The sequence below is a fragment of the Ochrobactrum sp. BTU2 genome (assembly GCF_024539785.1).
In the GTDB taxonomy this organism is placed as follows: domain Bacteria; phylum Pseudomonadota; class Alphaproteobacteria; order Rhizobiales; family Rhizobiaceae; genus Brucella; species Brucella anthropi.
The window spans coordinates 786,175-804,686 of the sequence record NZ_JAHWRG010000002.1 but is presented as its reverse complement, the minus strand read 5'-3'; the positions used below and the strand labels follow the sequence as shown (position 1 = coordinate 804,686).

Below are 18,512 nucleotides of genomic sequence, written 5' to 3'. Positions count from 1 at the left end.
CGCTTTAAGCTTTTGTTTTCACGCATGTCTTTATCCCAATACCGGTTCCCACTTTTGGGAGACATGCTTTATCTGGAATCGTGAAAGATTATGCCCAGCGTTTGCCGCTGGCCGGAGCGGATGCGGCTGACACCGTGCCGCATCTTGACGCGATAATCGCCGCGTGTGCCCTGCATCGGACGGTCATTAACCGCAAAAACCACGCCGTCGCCCTGTCGAAGCGGCACGACTTCCGCACGGCTCTGCATCCGGGGGCGCTGTTCGGTCAGCACGAATTCCCCGCCCGTAAAATCCTTCTCCGGTTCGGAAAGCAAAATCGCAACCTGCAACGGAAATGCGATATCGCCGTAAATATCCTGATGCAGGCAATTATAGTCACCCTCTACATATTGCAGGATGAGTGGTGTCGGACGGGTCTGTCCTGCCGCGTGGCACCGGTCCAGAAATTCGTCATGGGTCGGAGGAAAACGGACATCCGATCCCAATCTCTCACTCCAGCGATTGGCGATAGGCGCAAGCTGCGGATAGAGCGTCTGGCGCAGATTCCAAATTAAGGCAGGAATGGGATTTGCGTAATATTTGTATTCCCCGCGCCCAAAACCGTGTTTTCGCATCGAAATAACAGTTCGAAATGCGGCCAGATTGTAGTAGCCGGCGGCTAATTCGCGGCAATCCTGTGGCGAAATTATGTTCCTGAGGATTGTGGCGCCGAACTCATCCAGTTCGGCGCCAATTTTTTGCCAGTCATAGGCGGCGATTTTATCCACCTGCATGGGTTCATTTCTGTTCATGCCTGGCTCTCCCGCTTCAGGAGATCGCGCTTGCGTTCGACGCCCCAGCGATAGCCGGAGAGGCCGCCATCGTTGCGCACGACCCGGTGGCACGGAACCGCGACAGCAATCTTGTTGGCCGCACAGGCCTGTGCCACCGCCCGCACCGATTTCGGCGCGCCGATGCGCTCGGCAATCTCAGTGTAACTCACTGTTTTTCCCGCAGGAATTTCGCGCAATGCCTGCCAGACGCGCTGCTGGAAAGCGGTTCCCTGCAGGTCGAGTGGCAGGTCGAGGCCGATGCGTGGCGCTTCGACGAAGCCGACCACCTCGGCCACCATGTTCTCGAAATCACGGTCCGCACCGATGAGATTGGCTTGCGGAAAACGCTTTTCCAGATCGCGGATCAATTCTTCCGGGTCGTCCCCCATCAAAATGGCACAGACGCCCTTGCCGCTTGCGGCCACCAGAACGGCCCCGAGTGCCGACTGACCGATGGCGAAACGAATATCCGCATTCTTGCCACCTTGCTTGTAAGCCTTTGGAGTCATTCCCAAAATCCCGTCCGAAGCCTCATAAAATCGGCTGCTGGAATTGTAACCGGCATCATAGATGGCGTCGGTTACACGGATTTCCGGTGCATCGAGCGCCGCCCGCATCTTCTTTGCACGATGCGCATCCGCATAGGCTTTCGGGGTCAGCCCCGTGAACTCTTTGAAAACACGATGGAAATGGGCAGGGCTCGCCTTCACGGAAGCCGCTATTTCTTCAAGGGAAGGTACTTCCTCCGCCGTCTCGATGAAGCGGCAGGCGGCAGCTACCATATCGGCGTAACGCGTGCTGTTCTGCGTCGCCAACGTCTCGGAGAGATGCGGCTTGCAACGCATGCATGGCCGGAAGCCAGCGCGTTCTGCATCCTCGCAACCGTCGAAGAACTGCACATTTTCGCGTTTTCCACGCCGCGACGGGCATGATGGACGACAATAGACGCCCGTAGTGCGCACCGCATAGACAAATGCACCGTCCGACGCCTTGTCGCGGTCGAGCACTTTCTGCCAGCGGTTTTCATCAGGGTCGAGGGTCTTCATGGTCATAAGGTTCATGTCGGTATTCCTTCAATATGAGCATGAAGGAAGGCTAATGCCACCGCGTCGAAGCTACACTCCGCTGCTTGCTTTCAAATTCGAGACGATATCGTTGCACGTTTTATCCGCAAATGAGAACAATTCGGCAATCAGCTCCATCATCTGGCCGGACAGAAACTCGCCTCAACGCACAGTAAAATCAAATCCAGCAACAAAACAGAGAATCAATAAATCTCTTCCCCCGGAAGAAATACTAGATTTAAATAGATCGCCAATCCGATATTATTTAGCGATTAAAATACATTTTCAATAGTACCAAGGAATTTAAAATGGCTGAACAGTTCAAATGGGACCCGAAGAAATCACAGGTATTTGATAGCAGCTATGAATCTCAAGAGAGTCTTTGCACCTCGGCTGTCTCCTTTTCCAAGGAAAACGGAACCAGCTTCCTGATGAATGCGCCGGGAAAAACGCTGACCTTGAGGCAATCCACAGCGACAGACATTGTTTCCTGGAACCCGACGACAGACCAAGAAACTCCGGTAATTTCAGTAACGGGTGGAGAAGTTATCTTTGATTTCATGGGGAATGCACAAACATTATATCTTTATAATCCATTCGGTGACGAAACAATAAAAATACTCAATGGCCGTTTTTTGGTACACAACGTATCAAGATTTATATCAGAATCTGGAAGAATATATCTGGATGAAAACTCCCTCACACACATTCTAACTTCAGATGTAACGGATTTAACAGTATCAATTCTATATATAAATAGTAGCGCATTTATTATAGATTCAAAAACTATAAAAACTGGAGAATTCTCTATAAGTGGATCCGACTTCACAGCAAACTCAAACGTATTTGCACTTGATGGAAATAATATAAACATCACAAACAGTAAATTAGAATTTTATTCAAAAGAATTTTATTTCAACAAATAAGCAATCATCCGCCAGAACATAACAATATTAAACTCAAATCTTACAGTTCAGTCACCTAGAACATTGATTAGTAACTCTGAAATTGATATTTTTAATTCAAGCCTTCTAGAGATTACTGTAGAGGATTATGCTGATTTTACTAAAAATCCGGACTTCCGATTCAACTTCATAGTAGATATCGAATTCGGCCCGAATACATCTGAAATTCAATTCAACAATGGAAACGCATTTCTTGCCAGCGCACTTCAAAACCTTGGGCTGATTTGCATTAATGGCGCACCCCAGACTGGAAACAATTGGTCAAGGAATATTTCCTCGGAACTGATGCCGGGCGGAATCCTGATCGTAAAATTGCGCTAATACTCTCACAAGCATCGAAATGCGTCTTCGGAGACTGCGAAGGCATGCGATCGACAGACGATGAAGTAGCAAGACAGATATCGACCAGTTTGGCATGCTGGATCACCATCGAAGGTCCGCAGCATTATCCGTTTTGAAGCAAGAAAGGGCGGCATTTCAACTCCGCCCTTTGACAAATGGTATTTGAATTAGGCCTTCCGCGCTTCCTTGATCGCTTCGATCAGTTCCGGCTCTTTCATGACCCCGCCATAAAGCTTGGTGCCGATAACGAAGGAAGGCGTACCGCCGAAATTGAAGGCTTCGCCCTGATCCATGTTGCGCTCAAGAATGGCGTTGATGCGCTTGGAATCGGCTTTATAGGCTGCATTGAGCTTTGCCGGATCAAGCCCACCCTTCTTCAGTGCCGCATCCACCTGTTCCGGCGTAAGACGACCGGGCGTTGCCATCAAGGCTTCCATGGCCTTTACATAGTTGCCCGACTTTTCCGCAGCCAGAACGAGACGTGCGGCATAAGCCGACGTGTCGCCGAAGATGATCCAGTCCTTCATGACAAGGCGTACATTGCCGTCATTCTTGATCACGCGCATCAGCTCGCCATGCCCCTTCTTGCAATAGGGGCATTGGTAGTCGAAATATTCCACGACGGTCACGTTGCCGTTCGGATTGCCCAGAACCGGAATTTCCTTGTCATAGAGTACTTCCGCAACCGTCGGCACGCGCTGCGCAAGGCTTTCGCCGCCTGAAATCGCAATCGTTGCGGCACCGGCTGCCGTTGCGGCCAATATCTGACGACGGTTCATCATGAGCTTGCTCCTTTGCCCGATTGGGATTTATCCAACACAACGACACGCGCACCGGCGGTGGCGCGCTTGTAGAGATCGAGAATGTCCTGATTGTAGAGACGGATGCAGCCGGATGACGCAGCCTTGCCGACGGACCAGGGCTCGTTGGTGCCGTGGATGCGGTACAGCGTGTCCTTGCCATCACGATAAAGATAAAGCGCACGGGCACCGAGCGGGTTGCGGATGCCACCCTCAAGGCCATTCGCATATTTTGCGTAATGCTCCGGATTGCGCTTGATCATGTTGGCTGTCGGCGTCCAGCGCGGCCACTGCGACTTGTATGCAAGCTTGGCATCGCCCTTGAAAGTCAGACCAGCGCGACCGACACCCACAGAATAACGGATCGCCTTGCCGCCCGGCTGCACGAGATAGAGATAGCGCGCATAGGGATCGACCACGATAGTGCCAACCGGCTCCGTCGTGGCATAATCGACTTCCCGGCGCAGATTGCGATCCGCAATCTTGCTGAGATCAAGTGCCGGAATGAGATTGCCGCGGTCGTTCACCGCGCCATACATGGTCTCATATTCGCTCTTGGCCGTTTGTACTTCCGGTGCCGGTTCGCTGACCGGTTCAACGGCAACAGGCTCCGGCGTGAAAGCAACAGTCTGCGGCATGGTAACGGCAATCGGTCGATCTGCGGATGCGGTCGTACATGCTGCGGCAGCAAAAGGCAGACAGGCAACCACAACCATCCGTAGCAGCGATCTCCGTGCATCCGGCTTTTCATTCAGTACCATCAATTTCCTTGCCCCCGGGCCATCTTGAAATCCTTTATTTCTAGAGCATTTCCTGTTTTTCCTGAGCCATCGGAAATGCTCTATCTCTTTGTTTTTTCGCATTATCCGACGCAAAACCGCTTCGCAGTTTTGCTGGAAATGCTCTAGTCAGCGCTCACAAGGCCTACCGAACGTTCGATAGAGGCGGTCGTGACATCGCCCACCAATCTGGTCCCCTCCGGTTCCTTGCTGATGCGATCGAAGAAGATCATCGTCGGCGGGCCGGCGACACCAAGCTTTGCCATAAGATCGGCATTGCCGCTGGTAAGCTGCGAAATATCCGCCTTGATGAGCTGATAGTCGCCCAGCGCCTTCTTCACGCTCGCGTCGGGCAAAACCCGGCGCTCCACGGTGGAGCAGCTTACGCACCAGTCCGCCGTGAAATAGACAAGCGTCGGCTTGTCGCCGCGCGCTTCAACAAGTTTCTCCTGAAGGGAAGAAACAGTCTCGACCGGCGCAAATTGCAGCGCGGCCAGATTCTGGTTGCCGCCACGGTTACCGAATGCGGCCAGCGGTTGCAACGGGTCTTTTCCGCCCGAAGCCACGCCGAGCATCAAAATGACGCCGTAAACGAAGGCTGCGGTGCCTATTGTGCGCGCCACAACGCTGCGCCCCGGAATCCTCAGAAACGCGAAACTTGCAGCCCCGAAAAGCAGGAGCGCCCACAGCACCATGTCCACGCCGGGCGGCAGAAGCGGGGCGGCCATGAAGATTGCGGTTGCCAGAAAACCGAAGCCGAAAATCTGCTTCACCGTTTCCATCCATGCGCCTGCGCGCGGAAGCGTGCCAGCGCCAAGCGTGGCGAACGCAATGAGCGGAAGTCCCTTGCCGATACCGAGCGCAAAGAGCGCGGAAGCGCCCAGAGCCACATTGGCCGTCTGCGCAATGTAGAGCAGCGCTCCTGCAAGCGGTGCCGTCACGCAAGGGCCGACAATCAGCACGGACGAGAAACCAAGAATGGCTGCCGACCGCTTGGAACCTGTCCGCTGCTGGCCATTGGGGCCAGTACGCGACGAAATTGCGCTGACCCATGAATTTGGAAGCTGTATCTGGAACAGGCCGAACATGGAAAGCGCCAGAAGCGTGAATAGTCCGGCCAGTGCAAGCGCGGTCCATTTCGACTGCAGCACCATCTGCAGATTCTGCCCCGACCAGCCTGCAATTGCACCCACCACGGCAAAGCCCAGTGCGAGACTGACGACGTAGACGGCGGAAAGCACGAAGCCGCGCTTTGCCGTCAGCTTTTCACCTTCGCGGGCCAGCGTTCCGGCAAGGATCGGATAGATGGGAAACACGCACGGCGTGAAAGCAAGCAGAACACCGAAAGCCAGAAACGCCGCGATCACCAGCCCGGTGCCGCCCTGATCGAGCAGTCCTTCGACCATGCCTTTTTCGGGTGCAAGGGCAAACGCCGTATTCTGCTCAACGGTTGGCATAGCAGCTGGAGCAAATACCGATGCCTGCGTCAGCGCTTTGGCCTTCTGCCCCATTTCGCTGGATATGGCGAGCGTGACCGGATCGACTGTTCTGGTTTCCGGACGGTAGCAGATGCCGTCTTCCTGACAGCCCTGATAGGTCAGTTCCACCGGCTGTGCATCTGCTTTCACACTTGCTGTGGCATGGGTGTAATAGACTTCAAGCCGTCCGAAATTCGGATCGTCCTTGGGCTGGCCGGGCTGCGTATCGACGGCAAGCGCGTTTCCCTGCCCGTCCTTCGCCTCGATATGATCGCGATAAAGATAGTAACCGTCCGCGATCTGCCAGTTCAGCACGAGACGGCCATCCGTATCCTTCAGCACACTCAGGCGGAAAGCCTGATCGACCGGCAACGGGTTCGCTGCCGATGCCGGGCCAAGCGCGAGAAACAAACTGATGAATAAGCCAGCGAGGCCCGTAAAGAAACGCATTACGATTTTCCGCATAAATTCGATTCGGACAAATTGATCATGTTGCAAAAGGCGAATGCTCCGGCCACCTTAAGACAGCCTTAAGCTGGCGCGGTGAAAAGCCCGTGTGCTTCTAATTGTCAATGAAGGCGGAAACAGGAACTCATGCGCATACTCGTGGTAGAAGACGACGCGATCCTCCTCGACGGACTGACCGTAGGGTTGGGGCTTGCCGGTTTCACCGTGGATGCCGTTTCCAATTGCGGCGATGCGGAAGCAGCCCTTGCCGCCCAGAACTATCATGCCGTGGTGCTCGACCTGATGCTGCCCGATGGCTCGGGCCTCGACATCCTCAGAACGATGCGGCGCGGCCGCGACGAGACACCGGTGCTGTTGCTGACTGCCCGCGATCAGGTGCCCGAGCGCATTGCCGGCCTTGATGCAGGTGCCGACGATTATGTCGGCAAGCCCTTCGACCTGCATGAGCTTGCAGCCCGCGTGCGCGCTGTCGCCCGACGCGGTGCCGGACGCGCCAATGCCCTGCTTGAATGGCGCGGCGTGGAACTGGACCCGGCGGAGATGTCGGTGCTTCTCCATGGTGAACCCGTCAGGCTGACCCGACGCGAATTCTCGATCCTGCGCGCCTTGATGGAACGGCCGACCGCCACCTTCTCCAAATCCTCACTGGAAGAAGCGCTTTATGGCTGGCAGGAGGAAGTGGAGAGCAACGCGGTGGAAGTCCATATCCATCATCTGCGCTCGAAACTCGGTTCGGATTATATCGAAACGGTGCGTGGGGTCGGCTACCGTCTGGCAGGGGCAGGCGCATGAATTCCATCCGCAGCCGCCTGACCGGCATCCTGATCGGCGTTACCTGCCTCGTCTGGCTTTTCGCGGTGGTATGGATCCATATCAGCACCCAGTCACAGCTTGAAAAAGTACTCGATGCGCGCCTGATGGAGGCCGCACGCATGGTCAATTCGCTTTTGACCGAGCACCGTGTGGAGGTTGGCCCGGAAGGTGATGGCGGGCAATTGTCGCTGAAGCCAATGCCGGATTTTCCGCTTTATGACCGGCAGCTGTTCTGTCAGATATGGGCGCTTGACGGCAAGCTGGTGGGACGTTCCGAAAGTGCGCCCGGCGTGCGGCTCACCAATGTCGCAAACGGCTTTTCCGATACGGAAGTTGCGGGTGATCGCTGGCGTGTATTCGCTGTCGAAAATACCCAGCTCGGCCTGCGTGTCATGGTCGGCGACAGCCTGAGCGTTCGTGAAAGGCTGGTGCAGAACGTCGTGGCGGGCCTCGTGCTGCCAGCCCTGCTGATGCTACCTGTTCTGGCGCTCATGATCTGGCTGTGCGTGCGACGCGGTCTCGACCCGCTGAGCCGCCTTGCGTCCGTGCTTTCCAAACGGCAGGCGCAGGATCTGCGACCGCTGCCCGAACAGAACCTGCCCAAGGAGATCGCACCCGCCGTCACCGCGCTGAACGGGCTTTTCCATCGCGTTGAAGAGGCTCGCGAGCGCGAGCGCAACTTTGCGATCTTTGCCGCGCATGAGCTGAAGACGCCGCTCGCCGGACTGAAGACGCAGGCACAGATTGCCGAAGGTGCGAAGGATGAAAAAATGCGCGCCAATGCAGTGCGCCAGATCGCGGCGGGCGTCGACCGCACCAGCCGCCTCACCAACCAGCTTCTGGATCTGGCAGCGCTTGAAACCAGCGATGAGACTGAAGCACCAGCATGCGAACCTGTGTGCCAGCTTCTGGTTGCGGTTTCCACCGACATGCGGATGCTCGCAGTCCAGCGCGGCATTTCCATCGAATTGCCAGACAACATGCCGCTGGTGCAGTTGCCCTCCCCGCATCTCTTCACGCTTGCTGCCCGCAACCTGATCGAAAATGCCGTCAATCACTCGCCCAGGGATGGCGCCGTGCGCTGCCGGATCGAAGCTGAAGCGGGCAAAGTCAGGCTCACTGTCGAGGATAATGGACCTGGCATTCCCGACAGCGAAATGCCGCATGTAACCGAGCGTTTCTTCCGCGGCGCGCATCGCAACGAAACCGGCAGCGGCCTTGGCCTCGCAATTGTGAAAATGGCGGCAGAACGGATGGGTGGCGAATTGCAGCTGCAAAACCGCTCACAAGGCGGGTTAAGCGCATCAATCATCGTGCCGGGCACGATTGTCGAATGACATAATACTGCGTCCCGCATCATGATCCGGCTGAAGCGGAATATTGACGAATCCTGAGCAAGGCTCTCTTCCCTATTTTTCGGGCCTTCTGGCAGCTGTCTTTGATTTAGATCAATGACAGCTGCTCTCTAAGCGCTGATAGGAAACCTATCGCTATTGCTGTCTCATCCGAGATGGCTCTTGTCATGCGCTGCGAGGGGATTTCATGAACTACGCCGCTGGAACAGTCCTTTCCGGTCTGGGAGCACTTTTTGCCGTGCTTCTGGCCGGATTTTCCCATGATGAGCTGTTCAGAACCCATATGTGGATTCTGTTCGCTACACTGGCCATCTTCACCATTCTTCTGATGCGAAATGCCGATTACGGCCTGACGCCGAAAAAGGTCGACCAGTCCACCTATATGGACGGCCCGATCCGATACGGTGTCATCGCGACGGTTTTCTGGGGAGTGACCGGTTTTCTGGTCGGTGTGGTTATCGCCGCGCAGCTCGCCTTTCCAGATCTCAATCTGGAACCTTACCTGAACTTTGGCCGCCTGCGTCCGCTGCATACCTCTGCGGTTGTTTTTGCGTTTGGCGGAAACATCCTGATCGCGTCATCGTTCTATGTCGTGCAGCGCACTTGCCGCGCCCGCCTCATCGGCGGTGATCTCGCATGGTTCGTATTCTGGGGCTATCAGCTCTTCATCGTCATGGCTGCGACCGGCTATCTGCTCGGCATCACGCAGAGCCGTGAATATGCAGAACCGGAATGGTATGTCGACATCTGGCTCACCATCGTCTGGGTCGCCTATCTGGTCGTGTTCCTCGGCACGATCCTGAAGCGCAAAGAGCCGCATATCTATGTGGCGAACTGGTTCTACCTGTCCTTCATCATCACCATCGCCATGCTGCACATCATCAACAATCTGGCGATCCCGGTCTCCTTCCTCGGCGTGAAAAGCTATTCGGCTTTCTCCGGCGTTCAGGATGCTGTGACGCAGTGGTGGTATGGCCATAACGCCGTTGCCTTCTTCCTGACCGTGCCATTCCTGGCCATGATGTACTATTTCGTGCCCAAGCAGGCAGAGCGTCCGATCTACTCCTACCGCCTGTCGATCGTGCACTTCTGGTCGATCATCTTCCTCTATATCTGGGCTGGTCCGCACCATCTGCATTACACCGCCGTTCCCGATTGGGCGCAGACGCTGGGCATGGTGTTCTCCATCATGCTGTGGATGCCGTCCTGGGGTGGCATGATCAACGGTCTGATGACGCTTTCCGGCGCATGGGACAAGGTCCGTACCGATCCGATCATCCGCCTGATGGTTGCAGCTATCGCCTTCTACGGCATGGCGACCTTTGAAGGCCCGATGCTTTCGATCAAGGCCGTCAATTCGTTGTCGCACTATACGGACTGGACCATCGGTCACGTTCATGCGGGTGCGCTCGGCTGGAACGGCATGATCACCTTTGCCGCCGTCTATTATCTCGCACCAAAGCTGTGGAACCGCCAGCGGCTCTATTCGATCCGCATGGTCAACTGGCACTTCTGGCTGGCGACGCTCGGCATCGTTCTCTATGCGGCGGCCATGTGGGTTGCCGGTATCCAGCAGGGCTTGATGTGGCGCGAATACGACGATCAGGGCTTCCTCGTCTATTCCTTCGCGGAAACCGTGCTCGCCATGTTCCCATATTACGTCATCCGTACGCTTGGCGGCGTGCTCTACCTCGCCGGTGGCTTCGTGATGGCCTGGAACGTCTATCAGACCATTCGCGGCAATCTGCGCAACGAAGCCCCAATGGGCGGTGCGAAGCCTGCAACTGGCACCACCATGCAGCCTGCCGAATAAGGAGCGTGTGATTTATGTCGATACTAAAGAACCACTCCAAGCTGGAGAAAAACGCAACGCTGCTGCTGATCGCATCGCTCGCCGTGGTCACGGTCGGTGGCATCGTTGAAATCGCGCCGCTCTTCTATCTCGAGAACACAATCGAGAAGGTGGAGGGCATGCGCCCCTACTCGCCGCTGGAACTCGCGGGCCGTGACGTCTATGTGCGTGAAGGCTGCTACCTTTGCCACAGCCAGATGATCCGTCCGTTCCGCGACGAGGTGGAACGCTACGGTCATTACAGCCTTGCTGCGGAATCCATGTACGATCATTCGTTCCAGTGGGGTTCCAAGCGCACGGGGCCTGACCTTGCGCGCGTCGGTGGCCGCTATTCGAACGAATGGCACGTGCAGCACCTTGTCCGTCCGCGTGACGTGGTGCCGGAATCGGTCATGCCAAGCTACGCCTTCCTGAAGAACCGTCCGCTGGACGCCTCCAACATTGCTGGCAATCTGAAGGCTAATGTGGCGGTCGGCGTGCCCTACAGCCAGGAAATGATCGACAGCGCGCTGGACGATCTTAAGGCACAGGCTACGCCCGATGCCGATACTTCCGGTGTAGAGGCCCGCTATCCCAAGGCCAAGCTCGGTGATTTCGACGGCAATCCGCAGATGATCTCGGAGATGGACGCACTCATCGCCTATCTCCAGATGCTCGGCACGCTGGTCGACTTCTCGACCTACGACCAGTCCCCCAAAGCGAGATAAAGCGGAGATTTAGCGATGGATTACAATACCATGCGCACGTTCGCCGATAGCTGGGGTTTGCTCGGCATGGCGCTCTTTTTCCTCTTCGTCGTCTTCTACGCCTTCCGGCCAGGCAGCAAGCAGATAGCCGACCACGCGAAGGACATTCCTTTCAAGGATGACGCAAATGACTGACAAGCAAATTGACGATGTCACCGGCGTAGCGACGACCGGCCACGAATGGGACGGCATCAAGGAACTCGACAATCCAATGCCCCGCTGGTGGCTGTGGACATTCTACGCCACCATTTTCTGGGCGATCGCCTATGTCATCGCCTATCCCGCCTGGCCGCTGATTTCCAGCTCCACCGGCGGCGTGCTCGGCTGGTCGAGTCGTGGCGCCTTCTGGGAAGAAACCGCCAAGATCGACAGCGAGCGCCAGGGCATTATCGACCAGATCAAGGCCAAGGACGTGCACGAGATTCTGGCTGATGAAAACCTGCGCCAATATGCGATTGCCGGTGGCGCTGCTGCCTTCCGCGTCAACTGCGTGCAGTGCCACGGTTCTGGCGCACAGGGCGCACCCGGCTATCCGAACCTCAACGATGACGACTGGCTGTGGGGCGGTTCCATCGACGACGTTCTGACGACCATTCGTCATGGTGTGCGCTCGAAGGACGATGCCGACACCCGCGTTTCCGAAATGCCGGCTTTTGTCGACGTGCTGGAACCACAGCAGATTCGCGATGTCGCTGCCTATGTGGTGAGCCTGTCCGGCACGCCGCACAATCCGGAAATGGTGCCGGAAGGCAAGAAGGTGTTTGCCGAAAACTGTGCTGTCTGCCATGGCGCGGATGCCAAGGGCCTGCGTGAGTTCGGTGCGCCGAACCTGACAGACGCCATCTGGTTCTATGGTTCCGGCGAGGACGCCATCGTGCGTCAGGTATCGCATCCCAAGCATGGCGTCATGCCTGCATGGGAAACACGCCTCGGCGATGCGACCGTCAAGCAGCTTGCCATCTTCGTCCATTCGCTGGGCGGTGGTGAGTAACAATAACTGCCCCCCGCATCGGAACCGATGCGGGGGCCAGATGCTCCCGGCTTAAACGGCAGGTCGGGATACACTTCAAACCACTGCATTGGAACGGACGGCGAATAACCACCCCGCTCTCAATTGTTGCAAGTGCGATCATTCCGGGAAACCAGCTTCTGTCTTTCCGGGATCACGCTTCAGGAGCAAGGCAAATGTCAGACGATGTCGAACGCATTGACGTTCAGGCAGTCAATTCCCCCAAGACCCGGCAGTCGCTTTATGCGGCGCGGGTGAAGATTTTTCCGAAGCGTGTGCAGGGCGAGTTCCGGCGCTTCAAATGGATTGTCATGCTCATTACACTGGGCATCTACTATCTGACGCCCTGGCTGCGCTGGGATCGCGGTCCCTATGCGCCCGATCAGGCGGTGCTGATCGATCTTGCCAATCGCCGCTTCTATTTCTTCTTTGTCGAAATCTGGCCGCAGGAATTCTACTACGTCGCAGGACTGCTTATCATGGCGGGTCTCGGCCTGTTTCTTGTAACCTCCGTCGCGGGCCGCGCCTGGTGTGGATATACATGTCCGCAGACCGTCTGGGTCGATCTCTATCTGGTCGTCGAGCGCGCCATCGAAGGCGACCGCAATGCGCGCATGAAACTCGACAAGGCACCTTGGACCTTCGACAAGGTCTGGAAGCGGGTTGCCAAACACTCCGTCTGGATCGTCATCGGTGTTCTGACCGGCGGCGCATGGATTTTCTATTTCGCCGATGCGCCGAAGCTGCTCATGGATTTCGTGACAGGTCAGGCCGCACCCGTCGCCTATTTCACCGTCGCCATCCTCACCGCCACCACCTATATTTTCGGCGGGCTGATGCGCGAGCAGGTCTGCACCTATATGTGCCCGTGGCCACGCATTCAGGCTGCGATGCTGGACGAAAATTCGCTCACCGTCACCTATAATGACTGGCGCGGCGAGCCACGCTCACGCCATTCCAAGAAGGCGATTGCCGCAGGCGAAACCGTGGGCGACTGCGTGGATTGCAATGCCTGTGTCGCTGCCTGCCCGATGGGTATCGACATTCGCGACGGCCAGCAGCTGGAATGCATCACCTGTGCGCTGTGCATCGATGCCTGCAATTCGGTGATGGACAAGATCGACAAGCCGCGCGGTCTCATCTCCTATGCAACGCTTGCCGATTACGACTTCAACATGGCGCTGGCGACCAATAATGGCACGGCTCCTATCGATCCGGCACGCGTCTACAAGGCGCCGAACAGCTTCTCGGACAAGGTGCAGAACCTGTCGTGGAAGAAGGTGTTGCGTCCGCGCAGCATGTTCTACTTCGCCGTATGGGCGCTGATCGGCCTTACACTCGTCATCTCGCTTTCGACGCGCCAGCGCATCGGCATCAACGTGTTGCATGATCGCACGCCGCAATATGTGCTTTTGTCGGACGGATCGATCCGCAATGGCTACACGGTCAAGCTGCTCAACATGATCCCGACGCCGCGCACCTTCCGCCTTTCCATTGAGGGCCTGCCGGGGGCAACACTGACGGTGCAAGACGAAACAGCGGATACAAACGGTAATTACGATGTTCCGGTGGAGCCGGACCGTCTGAAGACATTGCGTGTCTTCGTCACCATGCCGCATGATGCGATTACCGATCATCGCAAGGACTATGAAATCGAAGTGCGTGACGCAAACGGTGCGGAACATGCACGTTACAAGGCAACTTTCATGGCACCGGAGGGCAGATAATGTCGATCAAGTCGAAAACTCCAGGCACGTTTACCGGCTGGCATATGCTGGGCATCATGCTCGCTTTCTTCGGTGTCATTATCGCCGTCAATCTGACCATGGCCTATAATGCCATCCATAGCTGGAGCGGGCTGGTGGTGAAGAACACCTATGTCGCCAGTCAGGAGTTCAACGACAAGGCACAGACCGGCAAGGAGCAGGCCGCGCTGCAATGGCAGTCGAAGCCTGCTTTTGAAAGCGGCGTCTTCACCTGGCAGCTGGCCGATCGTGACGGCAAGGCCGTTGGCCTGACCGGTGGCACGGTTGAGTTCAAGCGCCCGGTTGGCGATGTGAACGACACCAAGGTCACGCTGACAGTCCGCGAACCCGGCATACTGACCGCTCCGCTGGAACTTGGCGAAGGCGCCTGGATCATGGAAGTGAATGCCGATGCCGGTCTTGAAGACCCCTATCGCCACATCATCCGCGTTCTTGTGAAGGACGGGAGGATACTATGAGCTGCTGCGTCGAGAATGCACAGATAGCGACCGTCGTTCAGGCCGTCTCTGTAGATGAAATGCAGGTCGCAAGCCGTGCGCTTGGAGACGGCTTTCGCCAGCTCGACCTGTCGGTTCCCGGTGTTCATTGTGGCCTGTGCATCAAGAACATCGAGGAGACACTCGGCAAGATCGCGGGCGTTGCCTATGTCCGCGTCAACCTGACGGCGCGCCGCGTCACCGTGCGCTGGAAAGATGGCGAGACGCCGCCAGATGTGGTCAATCCGCTGCGCAGGCTCGGTTATGAAGCGCATATCTTCGACATGGCGCAGGACAAGGATCCGACCTTCACGCGGCTCCTGATCGCACTTGGCGTCGCGGCCTTTGCTTCGAGCAATGTGATGCTTTTATCGGTCGCGGTCTGGTCGGGCGCGGATGCCGCGACGCGCGACATGTTTCACTGGATTTCCGGCCTTATCGCCCTGCCGACGCTGATCTATTCAGGCCGCATTTTCTATGTTTCAGCTTGGAATGCACTGCGCGCACGACGCGTGAACATGGATGTGCCGATTGCACTCGCAATCACGCTTGCCTTCGGCATGAGCGTTTATGAGACGATGAACCATGGCCAGCACGCCTATTTCGACGCATCGGTGACACTGCTGTTCTTCCTGCTGATCGGCCGCACGCTCGATTACATGATGCGCGCCCGTGCCCGTTCCGCCGTGCGCGGTCTGGCGCAGCTCGGCAGCCGCGGCGCGGTGGTGATCGGCGAGAATGACGAACGCAATTACCTGCCGGTCAACGAAATCCGCCCCGGAATGCGCATCATCCTTGCAGCAGGTGAGCGCGTACCTGTCGATGCCAAGGTGGAAGAAGGCCGTTCAGAACTTGATTGCGCCATTGCATCGGGTGAAAGCGATGCCGTGCCTGTCGGGCCCGGCTCGGATATCCGCGCAGGCACACTTAATCTTTCCACGCCTCTTATCATCCGCGCGACAGCGGAAGCCAAGGATTCCTTCCTCGCTGAAATGGTGCGGCTGATGGATGTCGCCGAAGGTGGCCGCGCTTACTATCGCCGTCTCGCCGACCGCGCTTCTGAACTCTACGTGCCGATGGTCCATACGATTGCCTTTGCGGCCTTTGTCGGTTGGATGATCTACACCGGTGGCGACTGGTATCGCTCCATCTATATCGCGATCTGCACCCTCATCATCACCTGCCCTTGCGCGCTCGCCCTTGCAGTGCCGATTGTGCAGGTGGTTGCGGCCCGTCGCCTGTTTGAAAACGGCATCATGATCAAGGACGGCTCCGCCATGGAGCGGATGGCCGAGATCGACACTGCCATTTTCGACAAGACCGGCACATTGACCCTCGGTCAGCCGAGACTGATTGATGCCGATGCGATTGATCCCCACAATCTCGAAATCGCAGCCGAGCTGTCGCTTTATTCGCGCCATCCTTTGTCGCGCGCACTTGCGCTGTTCTCGGGCGCAAAACCGATGACCGCATTTACCCGTATCGAGGAAGTGCCGGGCGCAGGCATCGAAGCAGAGCTCAACGGCTCCATCTATCGGCTTGGCAAGCGGGACTGGGCGGATGGTACCGCTGTCATGCCTCATGCAGATGGCCCCGAAACCTGTCTTTCCATTGATGGCAAGCTGGTTGAAACCTTCCGCTTTGAAGATCAGCCGCGCGAAGACGCTGCCGGAGCCATCGCCACACTGAAGCGCAACGGCCTGAAGCTTGGCATCATTTCCGGCGACAGGCTGCCTGCCGTCGAGAGGCTTGCAGGCTATCTCGGCGTCGACAATTTTCAGGCTCAGGTACTGCCTGCCGATAAGTCGGAGCTGGTGCAGAAGCTGTCGAGCGAAGGCAACAAGGTTTTGATGGTCGGCGACGGATTGAACGATGCTCCGGCCCTTGTCGCCGCCCATGTTTCCATGGCCCCGGCGACGGCAGCCGACATTGGCCGCAATGCAGCGGATTTCGTCTTTCTGCGCGAAAGCTTGTCGGCAGTACCGCTTGCCTTTGCCGTCTCGAAGGAAGCGGGCCGGTTGATCAGCCAGAATTTTGCGCTTTCCATCGGCTATAATATCATAGCCGTGCCGATTGCGATTTTCGGCTATGTCACCCCGCTGGTGGCTGCACTTTCGATGTCGCTGTCGTCCATCGTAGTCGTCAGCAACGCATTGCGGTTGCGGGCCGGAAAACAAAAGCAACAGACGCAGAAGACTATCGCGCCTGTTGCTATCATCAAGGAAGCGCACAAATGAGCGGACTTCTCTTTCTCATTCCCATCGCGCTGTTTCTGGGCCTGCTTGGCCTTGTCGCCTTTCTCTGGTCGTTGAAGAACGGCCAGTACGACGATCTGGATGGAGCAGCCAGTCGCATCCTGTTGGACGACGAGTCTAAGCCACTATCAAAATAGCTCTGAGATCATTGACATTCGTGCCGGTTGGCCCCGGTACGAACAGATCGCCGATGGCGTCGAATGCCGTCCATGCATCATTGGCGTTGAGCCGCGCCGCGCCATCCTCGCCCGCTTTTTGCAGACGCAAAACAGTGGAACCATCAGCAAAGGCTCCTGCATTGTCCTCCGATCCGTCGATACCATCCGTGTCGGCGGCCAGCGCATGGATATTGTCATAACCATCAATATCGAGGGCAAAAGACAGCAGGAACTCGCTGTTGCGTCCACCCTTGCCGCCCTTGCCGCGAATGGTGACGGTCGTCTCACCGCCTGACAGAATGACCACTGGCTTCCTGAATGGGCGGTCACGGTCGGCCACCTCGCGGGCAATCGCCGCATGAACATGCGCCACTTCCCGCGCCTCGCCTTCCATCGCATCGGAGAGAATCACCGCTTCGACGCCATGACGCGCGGCTTCCTTCACTGCCGCTTCCAGCGAAACAGCAGCGGAAGCAATGACGCGCACTTCGTTCCTCGCAAAAACCTTGTCATCCGGCTTTGGCGCGTGAGCCTTCTCGCTCTTGATGTGCGCAAGCACAGCATCGGGCAGTTCCAGTCTATAGCGTTCGATGATCTTCAAAGCCTCATCGCGGTTTGTCTCGTCCGGCACAGTTGGGCCGGAAGCCACGAAGGCCGGATTATCGCCCGGAATATCCGAGACAACGAGCGAGAACACCTTTGCCGGATGGGCGGCTGCGGCGAGCCTGCCACCCTTGATCGTCGACAGATGTTTGCGGACCGCATTCATCGCCGAAATCGGCGCACCCGACGCAAGCAGGATCTTGTTGACCGCGATTTCGTCCTCAAGCGTCAGCCCGTCCGGCGGCGAGGGCAACAAGGCAGACCCACCACCGGAAACAAGCGCCACCACGAGGTCATCTTCGGTGAGGTTGGACACAGCATCGAACAGTCGCTTCGAGGCTTGAAGCCCTGCAGCATCGGGAACCGGATGCGCGGCTTCGATGATTTCGATACGCGCGCAGGGCGCGCCATAACCATAGCGCGTGACCACAATACCCTCGATTGGCGCGTCCTCGCCCTCATGCCGCTCAGCCCAGGCACACTCGAAAGCCGCCGCCATCTGCGCCGAGCCCTTACCCGCACCGATGACAATCGTGCGTCCCTTCGGCTTGGCCGGAAGATTGGCGCGGATCACCAGTTCGGGATCGGCAGCCGCAACAGCGGCATCGAAAAGGCTGGTCAGAAATTTCTTTGGATCGGCAATCGTGGTCATGAGTTTCCCGGTCTTGATTATCGTTTGACGGCACTATTCCGCGCTACACGTATAAAATCAATGGAGCCGGCCACTTCCTCCAAGCAGCCAGCTCCACCCCTCTCCCTCCAGAGAAGTCA

Annotated in this window: 17 protein-coding genes; 11 read left to right on the top strand and 6 right to left on the bottom strand. The window is 56.9% G+C overall.

Annotated features, from left to right (window positions below):
- Positions 1-68 precede the first annotated feature (68 nt).
- Positions 69-791 carry a 2OG-Fe(II) oxygenase gene (locus tag KWJ32_RS08505; protein ID WP_010658300.1) on the bottom strand — a complete coding sequence of 241 codons (723 nt, stop codon included), beginning with the start codon at positions 789-791 and terminating at the stop codon, positions 69-71.
- Positions 788-1,873, bottom strand: coding sequence for a bifunctional DNA-binding transcriptional regulator/O6-methylguanine-DNA methyltransferase Ada (gene ada / locus KWJ32_RS08500; protein WP_010658299.1), 1,086 nt, complete (start codon positions 1,871-1,873; stop codon positions 788-790). The genes KWJ32_RS08505 and ada overlap by 4 nt, the downstream gene beginning before the upstream one ends.
- A gap of 311 nt (positions 1,874-2,184) precedes the next feature.
- Here ada and KWJ32_RS08495 point away from each other — a divergent pair, with 311 nt between their 5' ends.
- Positions 2,185-2,802 (top strand): hypothetical protein, encoded by a 618-nt coding sequence (locus tag KWJ32_RS08495; protein ID WP_036578412.1) that lies wholly within the window; start codon positions 2,185-2,187, stop codon positions 2,800-2,802.
- Positions 2,803-3,350: 548 nt separating this feature from the next.
- On the opposite strand, the gene KWJ32_RS08490 is transcribed toward KWJ32_RS08495, so the two are convergent.
- From KWJ32_RS08490 to dsbD, 3 genes are all read right to left on the bottom strand, one after another.
- Complete coding sequence (locus tag KWJ32_RS08490) at positions 3,351-3,965, bottom strand: DsbA family protein (protein WP_010658297.1); 615 nt, start codon at positions 3,963-3,965, stop codon at positions 3,351-3,353.
- On the bottom strand, positions 3,962-4,744 hold the full coding sequence (locus tag KWJ32_RS08485; protein ID WP_105528849.1) for a L,D-transpeptidase: 783 nt from the start codon (positions 4,742-4,744) through the stop codon (positions 3,962-3,964). The genes KWJ32_RS08490 and KWJ32_RS08485 overlap by 4 nt, the downstream gene beginning before the upstream one ends.
- A 143-nt stretch (positions 4,745-4,887) precedes the next feature.
- Positions 4,888-6,690 carry a protein-disulfide reductase DsbD gene (gene dsbD / locus KWJ32_RS08480; RefSeq protein ID WP_010658295.1) on the bottom strand — a complete coding sequence of 601 codons (1,803 nt, stop codon included), beginning with the start codon at positions 6,688-6,690 and terminating at the stop codon, positions 4,888-4,890.
- Between the two features lie 144 nt (positions 6,691-6,834).
- On the opposite strand from dsbD, the gene KWJ32_RS08475 reads away from it, so the two are divergent.
- From KWJ32_RS08475 to ccoS, 10 genes are all read left to right on the top strand, one after another.
- Positions 6,835-7,500, top strand: a complete 666-nt coding sequence (locus tag KWJ32_RS08475) for a response regulator (RefSeq protein ID WP_010658294.1) — start codon at positions 6,835-6,837, stop codon at positions 7,498-7,500.
- Entirely contained in the window at positions 7,497-8,858 is a 1,362-nt protein-coding gene (locus KWJ32_RS08470) for an ATP-binding protein (protein WP_010658293.1), read from the top strand. The genes KWJ32_RS08475 and KWJ32_RS08470 overlap by 4 nt, the downstream gene beginning before the upstream one ends.
- A 205-nt stretch (positions 8,859-9,063) precedes the next feature.
- A complete protein-coding gene (ccoN, locus tag KWJ32_RS08465) occupies positions 9,064-10,689 on the top strand; it encodes a cytochrome-c oxidase, cbb3-type subunit I (RefSeq protein ID WP_010658292.1) in 1,626 nt (541 codons plus the stop codon).
- Between the two features lie 14 nt (positions 10,690-10,703).
- Positions 10,704-11,435, top strand: a complete 732-nt coding sequence (ccoO, locus tag KWJ32_RS08460) for a cytochrome-c oxidase, cbb3-type subunit II (RefSeq protein WP_010658291.1) — start codon at positions 10,704-10,706, stop codon at positions 11,433-11,435.
- A 15-nt stretch (positions 11,436-11,450) separates the two neighbouring features.
- Positions 11,451-11,609, top strand: a complete 159-nt coding sequence (locus KWJ32_RS08455; protein WP_010658290.1) for a CcoQ/FixQ family Cbb3-type cytochrome c oxidase assembly chaperone — start codon at positions 11,451-11,453, stop codon at positions 11,607-11,609.
- A complete protein-coding gene (gene ccoP / locus KWJ32_RS08450) occupies positions 11,602-12,465 on the top strand; it encodes a cytochrome-c oxidase, cbb3-type subunit III (protein WP_010658289.1) in 864 nt (287 codons plus the stop codon). Before KWJ32_RS08455 ends, ccoP begins: the two co-directional genes overlap by 8 nt.
- 194 nt (positions 12,466-12,659) lie before the next feature.
- Complete coding sequence (gene ccoG, locus KWJ32_RS08445) at positions 12,660-14,210, top strand: cytochrome c oxidase accessory protein CcoG (RefSeq protein WP_010658288.1); 1,551 nt, start codon at positions 12,660-12,662, stop codon at positions 14,208-14,210.
- Positions 14,210-14,707: a FixH family protein gene (locus tag KWJ32_RS08440; RefSeq protein ID WP_010658287.1), complete on the top strand. Its 498-nt coding sequence runs from the start codon at positions 14,210-14,212 to the stop codon at positions 14,705-14,707. Before ccoG ends, KWJ32_RS08440 begins: the two co-directional genes overlap by 1 nt.
- Positions 14,704-16,962, top strand: a complete 2,259-nt coding sequence (locus tag KWJ32_RS08435) for a cation-translocating P-type ATPase (protein WP_010658286.1) — start codon at positions 14,704-14,706, stop codon at positions 16,960-16,962. The genes KWJ32_RS08440 and KWJ32_RS08435 overlap by 4 nt, the downstream gene beginning before the upstream one ends.
- Positions 16,959-17,117 carry a cbb3-type cytochrome oxidase assembly protein CcoS gene (gene ccoS, locus KWJ32_RS08430; RefSeq protein ID WP_010658285.1) on the top strand — a complete coding sequence of 53 codons (159 nt, stop codon included), beginning with the start codon at positions 16,959-16,961 and terminating at the stop codon, positions 17,115-17,117. The genes KWJ32_RS08435 and ccoS overlap by 4 nt, the downstream gene beginning before the upstream one ends.
- On the opposite strand, the gene KWJ32_RS08425 is transcribed toward ccoS, so the two are convergent.
- A complete protein-coding gene (locus tag KWJ32_RS08425; RefSeq protein WP_010658284.1) occupies positions 17,098-18,393 on the bottom strand; it encodes a glycerate kinase in 1,296 nt (431 codons plus the stop codon). The genes ccoS and KWJ32_RS08425 overlap by 20 nt on opposite strands.
- Between the last annotated feature and the right edge of the window lie 119 nt (positions 18,394-18,512).

What these genes read in the sequence shown, in the direction of transcription:
- KWJ32_RS08505 (WP_010658300.1), bottom strand. Translation starts at nt 791, where the DNA reads ATGAACAGAAATGAACCCATGCAGGTGGATAAAATCGCCGCCTATGAC.
- KWJ32_RS08490 (WP_010658297.1), bottom strand. Translation starts at nt 3,965, where the DNA reads ATGATGAACCGTCGTCAGATATTGGCCGCAACGGCAGCCGGTGCCGCA.
- ccoN (WP_010658292.1), top strand. Translation starts at nt 9,064, where the DNA reads ATGAACTACGCCGCTGGAACAGTCCTTTCCGGTCTGGGAGCACTTTTT.
- KWJ32_RS08470 (WP_010658293.1), top strand. Translation starts at nt 7,497, where the DNA reads ATGAATTCCATCCGCAGCCGCCTGACCGGCATCCTGATCGGCGTTACC.
- dsbD (WP_010658295.1), bottom strand. Translation starts at nt 6,690, where the DNA reads ATGCGTTTCTTTACGGGCCTCGCTGGCTTATTCATCAGTTTGTTTCTC.
- ccoP (WP_010658289.1), top strand. Translation starts at nt 11,602, where the DNA reads ATGACTGACAAGCAAATTGACGATGTCACCGGCGTAGCGACGACCGGC.
- ccoS (WP_010658285.1), top strand. Translation starts at nt 16,959, where the DNA reads ATGAGCGGACTTCTCTTTCTCATTCCCATCGCGCTGTTTCTGGGCCTG.
- KWJ32_RS08495 (WP_036578412.1), top strand. Translation starts at nt 2,185, where the DNA reads ATGGCTGAACAGTTCAAATGGGACCCGAAGAAATCACAGGTATTTGAT.
- ccoO (WP_010658291.1), top strand. Translation starts at nt 10,704, where the DNA reads ATGTCGATACTAAAGAACCACTCCAAGCTGGAGAAAAACGCAACGCTG.
- ccoG (WP_010658288.1), top strand. Translation starts at nt 12,660, where the DNA reads ATGTCAGACGATGTCGAACGCATTGACGTTCAGGCAGTCAATTCCCCC.
- KWJ32_RS08425 (WP_010658284.1), bottom strand. Translation starts at nt 18,393, where the DNA reads ATGACCACGATTGCCGATCCAAAGAAATTTCTGACCAGCCTTTTCGAT.
- KWJ32_RS08455 (WP_010658290.1), top strand. Translation starts at nt 11,451, where the DNA reads ATGGATTACAATACCATGCGCACGTTCGCCGATAGCTGGGGTTTGCTC.
- KWJ32_RS08435 (WP_010658286.1), top strand. Translation starts at nt 14,704, where the DNA reads ATGAGCTGCTGCGTCGAGAATGCACAGATAGCGACCGTCGTTCAGGCC.
- KWJ32_RS08475 (WP_010658294.1), top strand. Translation starts at nt 6,835, where the DNA reads ATGCGCATACTCGTGGTAGAAGACGACGCGATCCTCCTCGACGGACTG.
- KWJ32_RS08485 (WP_105528849.1), bottom strand. Translation starts at nt 4,744, where the DNA reads ATGGTACTGAATGAAAAGCCGGATGCACGGAGATCGCTGCTACGGATG.
- ada (WP_010658299.1), bottom strand. Translation starts at nt 1,873, where the DNA reads ATGAACCTTATGACCATGAAGACCCTCGACCCTGATGAAAACCGCTGG.
- KWJ32_RS08440 (WP_010658287.1), top strand. Translation starts at nt 14,210, where the DNA reads ATGTCGATCAAGTCGAAAACTCCAGGCACGTTTACCGGCTGGCATATG.